Source organism: Pseudomonas sp. M20, from assembly GCF_045037865.1.
Taxonomy (GTDB): domain Bacteria; phylum Pseudomonadota; class Gammaproteobacteria; order Pseudomonadales; family Pseudomonadaceae; genus Aquipseudomonas.
Map to the genome: position 1 here is coordinate 5,407,838 of NZ_CP173611.1, position 13,992 is coordinate 5,421,829.

Annotated in this window: 14 protein-coding genes; 9 read left to right on the forward strand and 5 right to left on the reverse strand. The window is 58.3% G+C overall.

Features of this window, described 5'->3' with window-relative positions; genetic code table 11:
* Positions 1–21 precede the first annotated feature (21 nt).
* The 3 genes from fdhD to ACI514_RS23980 all read left to right on the forward strand — a co-directional run bounded on the left by fdhD (position 22) and on the right by ACI514_RS23980 (position 3,979).
* Entirely contained in the window at positions 22–861 is an 840-nt protein-coding gene (fdhD, locus tag ACI514_RS23970; protein WP_160054774.1) for a formate dehydrogenase accessory sulfurtransferase FdhD, read from the forward strand.
* Positions 858–3,206 (forward strand): FdhF/YdeP family oxidoreductase, encoded by a 2,349-nt coding sequence (locus ACI514_RS23975; protein ID WP_160054772.1) that lies wholly within the window; start codon positions 858–860, stop codon positions 3,204–3,206. The genes fdhD and ACI514_RS23975 overlap by 4 nt, the downstream gene beginning before the upstream one ends.
* A gap of 290 nt (positions 3,207–3,496) precedes the next feature.
* A complete protein-coding gene (locus ACI514_RS23980; protein ID WP_160054770.1) occupies positions 3,497–3,979 on the forward strand; it encodes a glycine zipper domain-containing protein in 483 nt (160 codons plus the stop codon).
* Between the two features lie 67 nt (positions 3,980–4,046).
* Here ACI514_RS23980 and ACI514_RS23985 read toward each other — a convergent pair whose 3' ends face one another.
* From ACI514_RS23985 to ACI514_RS24000, 4 genes are all read right to left on the reverse strand, one after another.
* Positions 4,047–4,478 (reverse strand): acyl-CoA thioesterase, encoded by a 432-nt coding sequence (locus ACI514_RS23985; RefSeq protein ID WP_405122505.1) that lies wholly within the window; start codon positions 4,476–4,478, stop codon positions 4,047–4,049.
* A gap of 142 nt (positions 4,479–4,620) precedes the next feature.
* The gene (locus tag ACI514_RS23990; RefSeq protein ID WP_405122506.1) at positions 4,621–5,847 is read right to left on the reverse strand and encodes a 3-hydroxyacyl-CoA dehydrogenase NAD-binding domain-containing protein; all 1,227 of its coding nucleotides are present in this window, start codon (positions 5,845–5,847) and stop codon (positions 4,621–4,623) included.
* A 154-nt stretch (positions 5,848–6,001) separates the two neighbouring features.
* The gene (locus ACI514_RS23995) at positions 6,002–7,936 is read right to left on the reverse strand and encodes an ATP-dependent DNA helicase RecQ (RefSeq protein ID WP_405122507.1); all 1,935 of its coding nucleotides are present in this window, start codon (positions 7,934–7,936) and stop codon (positions 6,002–6,004) included.
* Positions 7,937–8,116: 180 nt separating this feature from the next.
* Positions 8,117–8,620, reverse strand: a complete 504-nt coding sequence (locus ACI514_RS24000; protein WP_405122508.1) for a polysaccharide deacetylase — start codon at positions 8,618–8,620, stop codon at positions 8,117–8,119.
* Positions 8,621–8,923: 303 nt separating this feature from the next.
* Here ACI514_RS24000 and ACI514_RS24005 point away from each other — a divergent pair, with 303 nt between their 5' ends.
* The 6 genes from ACI514_RS24005 to ACI514_RS24030 all read left to right on the forward strand — a co-directional run bounded on the left by ACI514_RS24005 (position 8,924) and on the right by ACI514_RS24030 (position 12,258).
* Positions 8,924–9,199, forward strand: a complete 276-nt coding sequence (locus tag ACI514_RS24005) for a hypothetical protein (protein ID WP_160054762.1) — start codon at positions 8,924–8,926, stop codon at positions 9,197–9,199.
* Positions 9,200–9,244: 45 nt separating this feature from the next.
* A complete protein-coding gene (locus tag ACI514_RS24010; protein WP_099757719.1) occupies positions 9,245–9,427 on the forward strand; it encodes a hypothetical protein in 183 nt (60 codons plus the stop codon).
* Positions 9,428–9,750: 323 nt separating this feature from the next.
* Positions 9,751–10,056 (forward strand): hypothetical protein, encoded by a 306-nt coding sequence (locus tag ACI514_RS24015; RefSeq protein WP_160054760.1) that lies wholly within the window; start codon positions 9,751–9,753, stop codon positions 10,054–10,056.
* A gap of 66 nt (positions 10,057–10,122) precedes the next feature.
* Positions 10,123–10,329 carry a hypothetical protein gene (locus ACI514_RS24020; RefSeq protein ID WP_160054758.1) on the forward strand — a complete coding sequence of 69 codons (207 nt, stop codon included), beginning with the start codon at positions 10,123–10,125 and terminating at the stop codon, positions 10,327–10,329.
* A gap of 172 nt (positions 10,330–10,501) precedes the next feature.
* A complete protein-coding gene (locus ACI514_RS24025; RefSeq protein ID WP_405122509.1) occupies positions 10,502–10,996 on the forward strand; it encodes a helix-turn-helix domain-containing protein in 495 nt (164 codons plus the stop codon).
* A complete protein-coding gene (locus ACI514_RS24030) occupies positions 10,993–12,258 on the forward strand; it encodes a type II toxin-antitoxin system HipA family toxin (RefSeq protein WP_405122510.1) in 1,266 nt (421 codons plus the stop codon). Before ACI514_RS24025 ends, ACI514_RS24030 begins: the two co-directional genes overlap by 4 nt.
* Positions 12,259–12,310: 52 nt before the next feature.
* Here the strand turns inward: ACI514_RS24030 and ACI514_RS24035 are convergent, their stop codons facing one another.
* Positions 12,311–13,852 (reverse strand): phosphoenolpyruvate carboxykinase, encoded by a 1,542-nt coding sequence (locus tag ACI514_RS24035; RefSeq protein ID WP_007917942.1) that lies wholly within the window; start codon positions 13,850–13,852, stop codon positions 12,311–12,313.
* Positions 13,853–13,992: the final 140 nt, after the last annotated feature.

The following is a 13,992-nucleotide window of genomic DNA, read 5'->3' on the forward strand; positions in this document are numbered from 1 at the left end:
GATCAAACCGTCGGTGATGCCATGAACGCCAAGCGCCCAGCCTGCGCGGCGCCTGCAATTGAAACGCCCGCGCCTGCCGCCAGCCAGACCTACAGTTACAGCGATTTACCCCGCGAGGCATCGGCCAGCACTGCGCTGGCTGAGGAAGTCGCGTTGGCGATCGCCTACAACGGCATCAGTCAGGCGGTGATGCTGGTGACACCGACCGACCTGGAAGACTTCATCGTCGGCTTCAGTCTAGGCAGCGGCATCATCGAGGACGCCACCGATATCTATGACCTGCAACTGACCGGTGCCGGCTCCGCGCAATACGCGCAAGTGACCATCGCCAATCGCGCGTTCTGGAACCTCAAGCAACAGCGCCGGCAAATGGCGGGTACCAGTGGTTGCGGATTGTGCGGTGTGGAAGCGGTGGAGCAGGCGTTGCCCGATCTCAAAGTCCTGGCCGGCGCAGCGTTACCGCCGATCGAATGGCTCGACGGCTTGCGCCAGCGCATCGGCGCGTTTCAGCCTTTGGGTCAGCATTGCGGCGCAGTGCATGCGGCGGTGTTCATGAACGCCAGCGGTGAATTGCTGCTCGGGCGCGAAGACATCGGCCGGCACAACGCCCTCGACAAGCTGATCGGCGGACTGATCCGCCAGAAGATATCCACAGCAGGCGGCCTGGCGATTGTCACCAGTCGTTGCAGTCTCGAATTGATCCAGAAAGTCTTGCGTGCCGGCATCCAGACCCTGGTCAGCCTGTCCGCACCCACCGGCCTTGCCGTGCAATGGGCCCGTCGACACAACCTCAATCTCATCCACCTGCCGCAGAAAAGTGCGCCGCGGGTGTATAGCCCCGCGATGGAGAATCAAGCGTGAGCCAACATCATCAAGCCGACCAGAAACCTGTCCCGCGCTACAAGCCTTACAAAGGTGCCGCCGGCGGCTGGGGTGCCCTGATCAGTGTGGCTCAGGCCTGGTTGACCAGCGACAACGCCCTGAAAAACCTGCGCATGATGCTCAAGACCAACCAGAACGGCGGCTTCGACTGCCCGGGTTGCGCCTGGGGCGATTCGCCGGAAAGCGGCATGGTCAAGTTCTGCGAGAACGGCGCGAAAGCGGTTAACTGGGAAGCCACCAAGCGCCGCGTCGATGCCAGGTTCTTCGCCAAACACAGCGTCACTTCGCTGCTGGAGCAGAGCGATTACTGGCTGGAATATCAGGGCCGTCTGACCGAGCCGATGGTCTACGACGCCGAAACCGATCGCTACAAGCCGATCAGCTGGGACGACGCCTACACCCTGATCGCCAAGCACCTGCAGAGTCTGCCGAGCCCGGATCTGGCCGAGTTCTACACCTCGGGTCGCGCCAGCAACGAGGCGGCGTATCTGTATCAGCTGTTCGTGCGCGCCTACGGCACCAACAACTTCCCTGACTGCTCGAACATGTGCCACGAGGCCAGCGGTGTGGCGTTGGCGCAAAGCGTTGGCGTCGGTAAAGGCACCGTGACCTTCGACGATTTCGAACACGCCGACGCGATTTTCGTCTGGGGCCAGAACCCCGGCACCAATCACCCACGGATGCTCGAACCGCTGCGTGAAGCGGTGAAGCGCGGTGCGCAAGTGGTGTGTATCAACCCGTTGAAGGAACGCGGTCTGGAACGTTTCCAGCACCCGCAACACCCGATCGAAATGCTCACCAACGGCGATAAACCGACCAACACCGCCTATTTCCGTCCGGCCCTCGGTGGCGACATGGCGCTGCTGCGCGGCATGGCCAAGTTCCTTCTGCAATGGGAGCGCGACGCGCAGAAGGCTGGCGAACCTGCCGTGTTCGATCACGACTTCCTCAATGCCCACAGCGCCAATGTCCTCGAGTATCTCGGCGTGGTCGATGACACGCCGTGGGAGCAGATCGTCGAGCAATCCGGCCTGACGTTGGTGGAAATCGAACAAGCCGCGCGCATGTATGCCAAAGGCAAGAACGTGATCATGTGCTGGGCGATGGGCATCACCCAGCACCGCCATTCGGTGCCGACCATCCAGGAAATCGCCAACCTGATGCTGCTGCGCGGCAACATCGGCAAACCGGGTGCGGGTCTGTGCCCGGTGCGCGGCCACAGTAACGTGCAGGGCGACCGCACGATGGGCATCAACGAGCGTCCGCCGGTGGCGTTCCTCGATTCGCTGGAACGTCGCTTCCAGTTCAAGGTGCCACGCCACAACGGCCACAACGTGGTCGAAGCGATCCACGCGATGGCCGAAGGTCGCGCCAAAGTCTTTATCGGTCTGGGCGGCAACTTCGCCCAAGCCACGCCAGACAGCCCGCGCACGTTCGCCGCACTGAGCAATTGCGACCTGACCGTGCAGATCAGCACCAAGCTCAACCGCAGCCATCTGGCTCACGGCAAGGACGCGCTGATCCTGCCGTGCCTTGGTCGTACCGACATCGACATCCAGACCGAAGGCCCGCAAGCGGTCACCGTGGAAGACTCGTTCAGCATGGTTCACGCCTCCAACGGTCAGTTGCAGCCGCTGTCGAACCAGATGCGTTCGGAGCCGTCGATCATTGCCGGTATCGCTGCTGCCACACTGGGCAGCAAACCGGTGGACTGGAACTGGCTGGTGGCCGATTACGGGCGCATCCGCGAACTGATCGCCGACACCATTCCCAACTTCAAAGCGTTCAACGAGAAGATCAAGAACCCGGGCGGTTTCTACCTCGGCAACAGCGCCGGCGCACGCAAGTGGAACACGCCGTCGGGCCGCGCCAACTTCCGCGCCAACATGCTGCCGAAAGATCTGGTGCACGAGCGCACCCGCGCCACCGGACAACTGCCGGATCTGATCCTGCAATCGATGCGCTCCCACGATCAGTACAACACGACGATTTATGGTCTCGACGACCGTTATCGCGGGGTGAAAGGTCAGCGCGATGTGTTGTTCGCCAATGAGGCGGACATCATTCGACTTGGCTTCCGTCCGGGGCAGAAGGCTGACATTGTTTCGATATGGGACGACGGTCGTGAGCGTCGGGTGAAGGGCTTCACCTTGCTGGCGTTTGATATTCCGGCCGGGCAAGCGGCGGCTTATTACCCGGAAGTGAATCCGCTCGTGCCGCTGGAGAGCACTGGGGATGGCAGCCATACGCCGACGTCGAAGTTCATTGCAATTCGGCTGGAAGCGGCGAGTGAGACCGGGTTGATCATGGCCAAGTCTGCTTAATCCAAAATCAAAAGATCGCAGCCTTCGGCAGCTCCTACACCGATTCCTGTAGGAGCTGCCGAAGGCTGCGATCTTTTCGCTTCTGCTTTTCAAACGGCCACAAAAAAGGCCGTTTTTTCACAAAAACGGCCTGTCCGAAGTAGCTAAAGACCGGCGAAAAACGGTTAAGTTCCGGTGAAAAAACAGCAACTTGCAAAATTGTATACAAGTCGTGTTATTCGTCGGATTTCGATTGTCACGCTTGTCACACAGCCTCAGGATCGGCGCCGTCATCCCTTTGAGGCTCATCTATGAAGTTCTCCTCGATTCTCTTGTTGTCCCTTGGCCTGGTCAGTGGTTTTGCTTCCGCAGGCGGCACCACCGAAGCAGGTGTGGGCGGCGCATTGGGCGGGGTTCTTGGCTCGGTCGTCGGTCAGTCCTTAGGCGGCAATACAGGTTCCACTATCGGCGCAGCCTTGGGCGGCGCGGGTGGTAGTGCGGTCGGCGCCGACAAACGCAGCCGTGGCGAAGCCGCCATCGGTGGTGCGCTGGGCGCAGCCGGCGGTAACGTGGTCGGCCGCAGCATGGGCGGCACCACCGGCAGCCTGATCGGCTCCGCAGCAGGTGGCGGCGCCGGTGGCGCGCTGGGCAACTACATGGGTAACAAGAGTGATGACGATGATCGTCATTACGATCGCGGTCGTGACCGTGACCGTGGTTATTACCGCGACCGTCACCCGGGCCGCGGCCACGCTTACGGCCATCGCAAACATCACAAGCACTATCGCGACTGAGGTCTCAAACACCTCGCTGGCCGGTAAAGCAAAATCGCAGCCCAAGGGCTGCGATTTTTTTTGCCGTTTACACCACTAGGTATTCCAAGGCCTGGCGCAGTTCGGCAGGAATCGGCACCGGCTGATTACTCGCCCGATCGACGAATACGTGAACGAAGCGCCCGGCCGCACGCGCCTCGCTTTCACCGACCTTGAACACCGCCAGCTCGTATTGCACTGAACTGTTGCCCAACTTGCCGACCCGCAGACCGATCTCGATCAGATCCGGAAAGGCGATCGAGGCAAAGTAATCACACGCCGAACTGACTACGAATCCCACCACCTCACCGTCATGGATATCCAGACCACCGACCTGTATCAGGTAGGTATTCACCGCCGTATCGAAGAAGCTGTAGTAAGTGACGTTGTTGACGTGACCGTAGGCGTCGTTGTCGTGCCAGCGTGTGGTGATGGGCTGGAAGTGGGGGTAGTCGGTGCGTTGTGGCATCGGGTTGGACATTGCTCAACAATCCCTGAAGTTAATGGGCGAGTCTAATTCAAAATCGCGCCGCACCCTTCGCGAGCAGGGTCGCTCCCAAATTGAAATGCGCTCTCCTGTGGGAGCGAGCCTGCTCGCGAAGGCGTCAGCACCGCCGCCAGACTTAACGATCAGCAAACCCCTGCCCTTGCGCCGCCAACTCACCAATCAACCGCGCCGGTTTCCACTGATCGCCCTGCCGCGTCTCCAGCGCCAGTAAACGCTGATGAATAACCGCGAGCCCTTGCTGATCCGCCCAGGCCATCGGCCCGCCCTTGTCCGCCGGGAAGCCGTAGCCATTCAGATACACCAGATCGATGTCATGCGCAGACTCGGCAATGCCTTCCTGCAAAATCTTCGCGCCTTCATTGACCAACGCCAGCAAACTGCGCTCCAGAATCTCCTCCGGACCAATCTCACGGCGCTGGAAGCCCAGACCTTCGCTGACCTGCAATACCAGCGCATCGACCTCAGGATCGTGCTCAGCCTGACGACTGCCCGGCTCGTAATGGTAATAACCGTTGCCAGACTTCTGGCCGAACCGGCCCAGCTCGCACAAGCGGTTGTCCACCTGAACCTCTGGCGCATCCTGGCCCTTGCCGGCCAGTTCGCGCGCACGCCATTCCAGATCGATGCCGACCACGTCATACATGCGAAACGGCCCCATGGCAAAACCGAAACCTTGCAGCGCCGCGTCGACCTGCTGTGGATAAGCGCCTTCAAGCAACATCTTGCGCGCCTCCAGCACATACGGGTGCAACATGCGATTGCCGATAAAGCCGTGGCAATTGCCCGACACCACACTGACCTTGCCCATACGCTTGCCCAGCGCCAGCGCTGCTTCCAGAACGGCCGGCGAAGTCTGCGCACCGCGCACGATTTCCAGCAGTTTCATGATGTGCGCCGGACTGAAGAAATGCAGGCCCAGCACTTGCTCCGGGCGCCGGGTCGCAGCGGCAATCGCATCGATATCCAGCGCCGACGTATTGCTCGCCAACAATGCCTCAGGCTTGAGCAAACCATCGAGTTCACGAAAGATCTTCTGCTTCAGCTCAAGATTTTCGTACACCGCCTCGATCACCAGATCGACATTGCGAATCGCCGCGTAATCCGCCGCCGCACTGACTCGAGCGGTGCGCGCATCGGCCTCGGCCTGATCAATCCGGCCTTGGCGCACGTTATGTGCATAAGTCTCGGCCACGGTGGTAAGTGCCTGTTCAAGCATCTGTGGATTGTTATCCACCCATTGCACCGTCACGCCGGCATTGGCCAGGCACATGACAATGCCCCGCCCCATGGTGCCCGCGCCGATCACCGCAGCCTGCTGAATATCGAAGGATGTCTGGCTCATGTTGTTCTCTTGTTGGCGATCCAAAGACAGACCTCAACCATAGTCAGCCAACGACGGTTTTTGAAGTTTATTACCGTGATGATCGACATTCAGCGGATGGATACAGCCCTGCTTTTGTGGGAGCGAGCCTGCTCGCTCCCACAAGGGCTCTTGCTCAACCGAGCAAATGATCATCAGCCCAGCTGCGGACTTCGGCGTAGGGATATTCCTCCAACGCAGCAAACCCGGGAATAGCGCGCGCCTTGAGCTTGGTGAACAACGGCACGCTGATCCCGCACAGGAAACGCGTCACCCGCTCCGCCGACGGAATCACCCCGGTGTGCTGCTCATGCCTGTGGATAAAATCACCACACAGCGCCGCGAAGTTTTTATCCACAAGCGCTGGCAACTCCGGTGGTGCCGGCAACCGTGCAACCTGGCCATGACACACCGAGCAATGCCCACACCGCTCAGGCGCATTGCGATCCCCGAAATACTCGGCCAGGCGATAACCCAGACAACGCTCGGTGGCAAAAACCTCAAGCATCGCGTGGATGCGCGCCACTTCGGCCTGCTCATGCCGGGTGAAATATTCATGCAACTCGACGCTCAGGGCATCACTGTCAAAGTCACTATTCAGCAGGCTGTAGACCTCGGTCATCTGCTTGCTTTCCAGCTCGACCCAGCCCTTTTCCTGAAAGTAATCCAGCGCCTTCACCACTCGATTGCGTTCGGCGGAATATTGCGAATACATCGCCTCGAAATTCACCGTGGCCCAGGTGCGCGCGCGCGCCGAGGTCTGAATGATCGCTGCAACGAAATCCCTGCGCTCACCGTCGAAACGCTCAAGCAGCGCTTCCGGTTCCAGCAGGTATTTGAAACGGTATTCGGCGTAGTAGGCATAGCGCGGCGCGATCAACCCGCGCAGCTCCAGTTGCACCAGCAATGTTTTCAGCGGCAGTGAGCGAATATTGCTCTGATCCGCCAATGGCCCGAGCAGAAACTCCCACTGCCCTTCCGGCACCGAGGCCTTCAGTTCGTCGAGTACATAGCGAATGCCATCACGCTCCGGCGTATCACCGTATACAAAGTTTTCCAGCACATTGAGGCTGTCGCGATTGGCCAATACCAGGCAGTCCGACGGCTGCCCGTCACGGCCGGCGCGGCCGATTTCCTGACTGTAGTTTTCGATGGATTTGGGCAGGTCGAAGTGCACGACATTGCGGATGTCACTCTTGTCGATGCCCATGCCGAACGCGATGGTCGCGACGATGCAATTGGACTGCCCGACCATGAAGCGTTTCTGGATCGCTTCGCGTTTGTCGTGGGCTAAACCCGCGTGATACGCCTCGGCCTGAATGCCGTTGCGCTCAAGGTGTTCAGCGATGTGCTCAGCGGTCTTTTGCAAGGTCACGTAGACGATGCTCGGTTGCCCCGGCCGCTCGGCCATCCACTCCACCAGACGCCGACGCTTGTCCTGGCCGCGCACCGGTTCGACTAACAGATTGAGGTTAGGCCGGTAGAAACCGGTAGTCACCACATCGTCGGCAGCAATAGAAAATTTGGCCTGCATGTCAGCGATGACCTGCGGTGTTGCCGTAGCGGTCAGCAGCAAGGTTTGCGGGATGTTGAACTGGCGCTGATAGTCCGGCAGCTTGAGATAATCGGGGCGGAAGTTGTGGCCCCATTCCGAGATGCAATGCGCCTCGTCCACCACCAGCAGCGAGATCGGCACCTGCTGCAGAAAGTTGCGGAAACGCTCGTTCTTCAAGCGCTCCACCGAGATCATCAAAATCTTCAATTCACCCGAACGGGCGCGGGCCATCACGTCATTGGCATCATCGCGACTCTGCGCCGAATCGATGCTGCCGGCCGAGATCCCGTGACGTTGCAGAAAGGCCAGTTGATCCTGCATCAGCGCCAATAATGGTGACACCACCAACGTCAGGTGCGGCAGCATCAGCGCCGGCAATTGATAACAAATCGACTTGCCGGAACCGGTAGGAAAAATCGCCGCCGCCGAGCGCCCGGCCAGCACCGCACTGATCGCGGCTTCTTGCCCGGGTCGAAACTGTGGAAAACCAAAAACCTGTTCCAGGGTGTTGTGCATTCGCTGTCACTCCATTGACTGCTGCCATGCCAACAGCCTAGCGGGCGATCGCAGCGAGTCGAGAAAAGGTCGGGGCCAAATCGATTCGGAATGATACAGCGATTACTTGAACACCACGGTCCCTGTGGGAGCGAGCCTGCTCGCGAAGAGGCCAGCCGCCACACCACAAAATTTAAAAAGTCAGGGGCGCAACACCGCCACCCGCAACTGCTCATTCAGCATCTGCTCATGCACGCCCTGACTCTTGCTCGCCCACAACGCATGGGCCGGGCTGATATCGCCGGTGAATGCCGCCGCCAACTGACGCAGATCAGCGACGCTGCGCACACGCGGACAGAACAGTTGCTCATCACAGTTCTGACTGGCGTTGCGATAGGTGCTCAGCAACCCCTCCCAGAGACCGTCGCGTACATGGCGAATCGACTTCAGTTGCACGTGCGGCACCCCGAGTCGCTGCTCAAGCCCCTCTTCATCCAGCGCTTCACTGGCCAAAAGTGCTTTGGCGAACATCAACACTTCACCGCGCGACGCCGTGTCCATGCTCGCCTGGCTGATGAGTGCCTCCGGCCAATCGGTGCGAACAAGACGATCCAGCACCCACGCATTGCCAACGTCTGAGGCCATCGTTAAACGGCAAGTGCCCAGCCCGAGCAATAAAATCGCGGCCATTCGTAGCCAGTGCATACCTAATTCCCTTTAAGCGCGTGTCAGACGTTTGGAAACGCCCTACAGATTCTGGCGCGCACGATACAGCGGTTTACCGCGAATCACCTGACAATCACGTAGGAATTATTACGCCTAAGGGTTTTGGCCTGAAAAAGCTGCGAAAACACGTAGGGCATTTCCTCAAACCACGGAAAAACCCCTACGAATACTGTCCATTGCGGCTGTCTTGTCCCACAGAGAAACGCCCTTCTATAGTGGCCGCCGCGGCTGCATACACTGCACCGGCCCGCCCCAGCGCCTTCGAACAGGACTCGCCCCACCATGATCAACCGCTATCGCCCACTCAAGACTTGCTACAGCGAAAACCCGGTACTGCTTATCGACAGCCACTCCAGCCAGACTGACCTGATCAATGCCGCCGATCAGCGTCTGCGTGCAGCCGGTGATTTGCTGGAAACGCTCTACTGCTTATGTTTCAAACAGGCTGATGTGAAAGATATCCCCAACATCGTTAATGCGCTTTATTTGCTGATACAGGATGGCTGCGACTTGCTGGAAGTGGCCAAGCAGAGGCCAGCGCAGTCGGCGTACAACTAGATCACTCCAGGTCAGCGCTATATCTCCTTGGGCAGGAATCCAACAATGAATGTTACGAACGATGAGTTCGATCCACCGAGTGACGAGGATGCCTACACGGCTTGGTTAATCCGACAGGTTCAAGCCAGCCTTGATGATCCTCGCCCCAGCATTCCCGATGAGGTATCCAGAGCATTGATGGCTGATAAACGCGCGCGTTTAAAACAGAAGGTCGATCAGCGGCGATGACCTATCAAATCTACGTCCCGTTCCTACAAAGACAGACTCCTTGTCTTCTATCGGCTTCGTGTAGCTGATCTCTATAGTCGTGGCTGTCGCTGCCAATTCAGCGGATCGGGCTTGGTCACCCGTATTAGATGTGCATTCACAGTCGTTGTATGCTGCTGGCGCTTTTTTGTGTCAGCACGCTTTATGGCGGCTGTGTTCGGGACGCCTTCGGGCGTGCCGGTTGTGAATGCCTCATCGGTTGACCAACCCGAACGCAGTCCGCCACCTATCGCTTGGTCACGGTGGGTGCGGATTCTCATGACGCAAAAAACGAGGCAAAAATAATGAAGACATGGAATCAATTCACCACCGATCGCTACCGCCCACTCGAATCCAACCTCACCGACACCAAGCCCCTGATCATCGACACAACGGCCAACCCACAAGACATCCTCGAATGCGCCGTCCAGCGCCTGCGCGCCTCCGCCGATCTGCTACGCACCCTCTACTGCCTGAACTTCAAACAAGCCGACGTCGAAGACATCCCCCACATCACCCACGCCCTCTATCTGCTGACGCAGGATGGCTGTGATCTGCTGCAGGTTGCGCAGCAGCGAATGCTCAATTGGAAAGCTCCGACCGGAGCTTGAGTGATCACACCGCTCTCACCTAACCGTCGAGAGCGGTAAATAAGGCAATTAACCATCGGAGTAACCATGAGCAAATTTTTTGATGAGCTGATGGAAAGCGTCCAGGAAATGGACGAGATCTTACGCAGGGAGCGTGGCTCTTCCAGTCCGACCTCTACACCGAAAACAGACGACAAGACCGCGTTGTCGTTTGAGCAAAAGCAAGCCTGCTATGACAAGCCACTTCCTTCACGTGAGTCAGCCCTCGAAAAGCACCGTAGAAACAGAAACTGAATGGAAATCACAACCACCATAAGTGGCATTATTCTGGCTGTATACCCTAAAAACAGTTGGAATAATGCCAGTTAAAAACTTGAACACTGCAGATCCGCTCTACCCTGCACCCTTCAACTTAAGTGCTATTATTCTGGCAGTTAAGGTTAAAAAATGAAGGAATACTGCCATCATGGCCAAGAAAACAGCACCGCTTTTGCCCTCCACTGCTCGACTTCTGGTGGACTTTGGCGAACGCCTGAAGCTGGCTCGCCTGCGCCGCAAATTGACGGCCAAGCAGGTCGCCGAAAGGTCAGGCATGTCGCTAACAACCTTGCGCCATCTGGAGTCAGGTGGATCAGGCGTAACCATCGGGGCCTACCTGTCGGTCATGCAAGTGCTGGGGCTGGAAAAGGATCTGAACAAACTGGCTGCAGCCGATGAAATGGGTCGCCAATTGCAGGATGCGCAGTTAATGCCTGCAACACGATCCGCAGCGAAAAAGCCCCAGCGAGTACGAGCAGTCACTGCGGCAAAAAAGGGCACATCCAAACACGCCGGGACTTCAAACGTTATCGATGCCGCCACTACCACGAAAATTCCGGCTGACTTCCCATTCAACACACACTCACTCTCCAGCCTTTTGAACAAGAAGAAAAAGGCCGGCCCCCCGACAGGTGAAGAATGACGCTGATTGCTGTTTATGCAGACTGGGAATCCTTGAAAGGCGCCAGACGCCTCGGGTTTCTACACGCAAGGAAAACACGCAACACCAACGTGTTCGAATTTGAATACGATCCTAAGGCGCTGGCCGATCCCGAGTTGAGTTTCATAACTCTAGACCCGCGCATCGGCCCCTTCGAAGGCCGCCAATTCCCCGGCGAACATCAGAGCCGCTTTGGCGTCTTTGCAGACTCAAGCCCTGATCGTTGGGGCCAACTGCTGATGAAACGCCGCTTGGAAAGGGACATTCGCGACGGCTTGGTTGCCAGCAACAGCAAGTTGTTTGAATCCGATTACCTGCTTGGCGTCCACGACCTGTTCCGTGTCGGCGCCCTTCGCTACAAACTCAATGACGAAGGCAACTTTCTCGACGACCGCGACGGCGTTGCCGCCCCACCCTTTGTCGAGCTACGCGCCTTAGAGCAGGCAAGTCTCGCCCTGGAGAACGATAGGGACAACACAGCCAGCGAGGGCCGCGAATGGTTAAGAATGCTCATCGCACCGGGCGGCTCACTGGGCGGCGCCAGACCGAAAGCCAGCGTCGTCGACGAGTTCGGCCAACTGTGGATCGCTAAATTCCCTAGTACGAGGGATGACTACGATGTTGGTGGTTGGGAATTTGTAGTAAACGCTTTGGCAGTCAACTGTGGTCTGCGTGTTGCGACCGGCATGACCCGACGCTACGCAAGCGACCACCACTGCTTCCTGGTGAAGCGTTTCGACCGAACCGCACGCGGCGGCCGACATCACTTCGCATCAGCCATGACCATGACCAACCGTGTCGACGGCGACGACGCCTCAACCGGCGCCAGCTATCTAGAGTTGGCGGAAGTAATCATGGAACACGGCTCGGAACCCAACACCGACCTTCGTGAGCTTTGGTCGCGAATTGTCTTCAATATTTTAGTTTCCAACACCGACGATCACCTGCGAAACCATGGTTTTATTCTGGATCCTGGTCGGGGATGGCGATTGTCGGCAGCGTATGACATGAATCCGGTGCCGCATGCGGATGGGTTGAAGCTGAACATCACTGATTCTGACAACGCGTTGGACTTAGAGCTGGCGAGGGAAGTCGCTGGTTATTTTCGGGTTAGCCGTGAGGATTCAGCAGACATCATTGAGCGCATTCAAGACGTGATCCGTCTTTGGCCGGAGATCGCTAATGCGCTTGGGATGTCCAGAAGTGAGCAGGAAAGGATGGCGCCTGCTTTTCGTATCTTCTAATCACCCAAAAAAAAGCCGCCCTAAAGGGCGGCTTCTTCATTGACGACAGATCTTACAACTTCGGCCCAGCAGCCTTGATCGCGTCGCTCACTTCGAACTTCTTGAAGTTCTCGATGAACAGACCGGCCAGTGCTTTCGCGGCCTCGTCGTACGCAGCCTTGTCAGCCCAGGTGTTGCGTGGGTTGAGCAGGTTGGTTTCAACGCCCGGTACGGCCAGGGGCACGTCGAGGTTGATGGTGTCGAGGTGTTCGGTGGCTGCGCCGATCAGTGCGCCGCTCTGGATCGCTGCGATCACTGCGCGGGTGGTCGGGATGTTGAAGCGTTTGCCGACGCCGTAGCCGCCGCCGGTCCAGCCGGTGTTGACCAGGTAAACCTTGGAACCGAAACCGCGGATGCGCTTGATCAGCAGCTCTGCGTATTCGCCAGCCGGGCGCGGGAAGAACGGTGCGCCGAAGCAGGTGGAGAAGGTCGACTTGATGCCGCTGCCCGAACCCATTTCAGTCGAGCCCACCAGTGCGGTGTAGCCGGACAGGAAGTGGTAGGCCGCTTGTTCTTCGTTGAGGATCGACACTGGTGGCAGTACGCCGGTCAGGTCGCAGGTCAGGAAGATCACCGCGTTTGGCTCGCCACCGAGGTTGTGCTCGGAGCGCTTGGCAACGTGCTCCAGCGGGTACGCGGCGCGGCTGTTCTGGGTCAGGCTGACATCGGCGTAGTCGGCGTGCTTGGCGTCGTCGATAACGACGTTTTCCAGCACAGCGCCGTGCTTGATGGCTTTCCAGATAACCGGCTCGTTCTTCTCGGAGAGGTCGATGCACTTGGCATAGCAACCGCCTTCGATGTTGAACACCACGCCTTCACCCCAGCCGTGTTCGTCGTCACCGATCAGGTAACGGCTTTCATCAGCCGACAGGGTGGTTTTACCGGTGCCCGACAGACCGAAGAACAGGGTCACGTCGCCTTCTTCGCCGATGTTGGCAGCGCAGTGCATTGGCAGCACGTCAGCGGCCGGCAGCAGGAAGTTCTGCACGGAGAACATGGCTTTCTTCATCTCACCGGCGTAACGCATGCCGGCGATCAGCACTTTCTTCTGTGCGAAGTTGAGGATCACGCAACCGTCGGAGTTGGTGCCATCACGCTCAGGCACGCACTCGAAGTTGGCGACGTTGAGCACTTGCCACTCTTCACGACCGGCCGGGTTGTACTGGGCCGGGTTGATGAACAGGCAACGACCGAAGAGATTCTGCCAGGCAGTCTGGGTGGTCATTTTCACGGCCAGGTAGTGATCTTCCGCCGCGCCTACATGCACGTGGGACACAAAGTGCTCTTGCGCGTTGTTGAATGCTTCTACGCGAGCCCACAGCGCGTCGAACTTGTCGGCCGGGAACTTGCGGTTGATCGGGCCCCAGGCAATAGCGGCCTGGGTGGAAGGCTCTTCAACGATGAAACGGTCAACAGGCGAACGACCGGTGCGGTGACCAGTGCGAACAACCAGAGCGCCGGTATCGGCAAGCTCGCCCTCACCGCGGTTCAGGGCTTCTTTTACCAGATCATCAACACTCAGATCGGTGTACACGGCGTTATTGGCTTGCGTCATGAGGTTCCCCGTCGGCCAGTGGCCGAGTGTGCTCCAAACGTTTTGTAGTAGAAAGTCGTGCACTACTACCGCGAAAAAAGTGGGCCGGATTATGCCAGAAAAGCCCAAAAAGAGTAGGGTCCTCCCGTCGTAACGGCGAT

Coding starts and splice junctions, on each gene's coding strand:
- fdhD (WP_160054774.1), top strand. CDS start 22: ATGAACGCCAAGCGCCCAGCCTGCGCGGCGCCTGCAATTGAAACGCCC.
- ACI514_RS23980 (WP_160054770.1), top strand. CDS start 3,497: ATGAAGTTCTCCTCGATTCTCTTGTTGTCCCTTGGCCTGGTCAGTGGT.
- ACI514_RS23985 (WP_405122505.1), bottom strand. CDS start 4,478: ATGTCCAACCCGATGCCACAACGCACCGACTACCCCCACTTCCAGCCC.
- ACI514_RS23990 (WP_405122506.1), bottom strand. CDS start 5,847: ATGAGCCAGACATCCTTCGATATTCAGCAGGCTGCGGTGATCGGCGCG.
- ACI514_RS23995 (WP_405122507.1), bottom strand. CDS start 7,936: ATGCACAACACCCTGGAACAGGTTTTTGGTTTTCCACAGTTTCGACCC.
- ACI514_RS24000 (WP_405122508.1), bottom strand. CDS start 8,620: ATGCACTGGCTACGAATGGCCGCGATTTTATTGCTCGGGCTGGGCACT.
- ACI514_RS24005 (WP_160054762.1), top strand. CDS start 8,924: ATGATCAACCGCTATCGCCCACTCAAGACTTGCTACAGCGAAAACCCG.
- ACI514_RS24010 (WP_099757719.1), top strand. CDS start 9,245: ATGAATGTTACGAACGATGAGTTCGATCCACCGAGTGACGAGGATGCC.
- ACI514_RS24015 (WP_160054760.1), top strand. CDS start 9,751: ATGAAGACATGGAATCAATTCACCACCGATCGCTACCGCCCACTCGAA.
- ACI514_RS24020 (WP_160054758.1), top strand. CDS start 10,123: ATGAGCAAATTTTTTGATGAGCTGATGGAAAGCGTCCAGGAAATGGAC.
- ACI514_RS24025 (WP_405122509.1), top strand. CDS start 10,502: ATGGCCAAGAAAACAGCACCGCTTTTGCCCTCCACTGCTCGACTTCTG.
- ACI514_RS24030 (WP_405122510.1), top strand. CDS start 10,993: ATGACGCTGATTGCTGTTTATGCAGACTGGGAATCCTTGAAAGGCGCC.
- ACI514_RS24035 (WP_007917942.1), bottom strand. CDS start 13,852: ATGACGCAAGCCAATAACGCCGTGTACACCGATCTGAGTGTTGATGAT.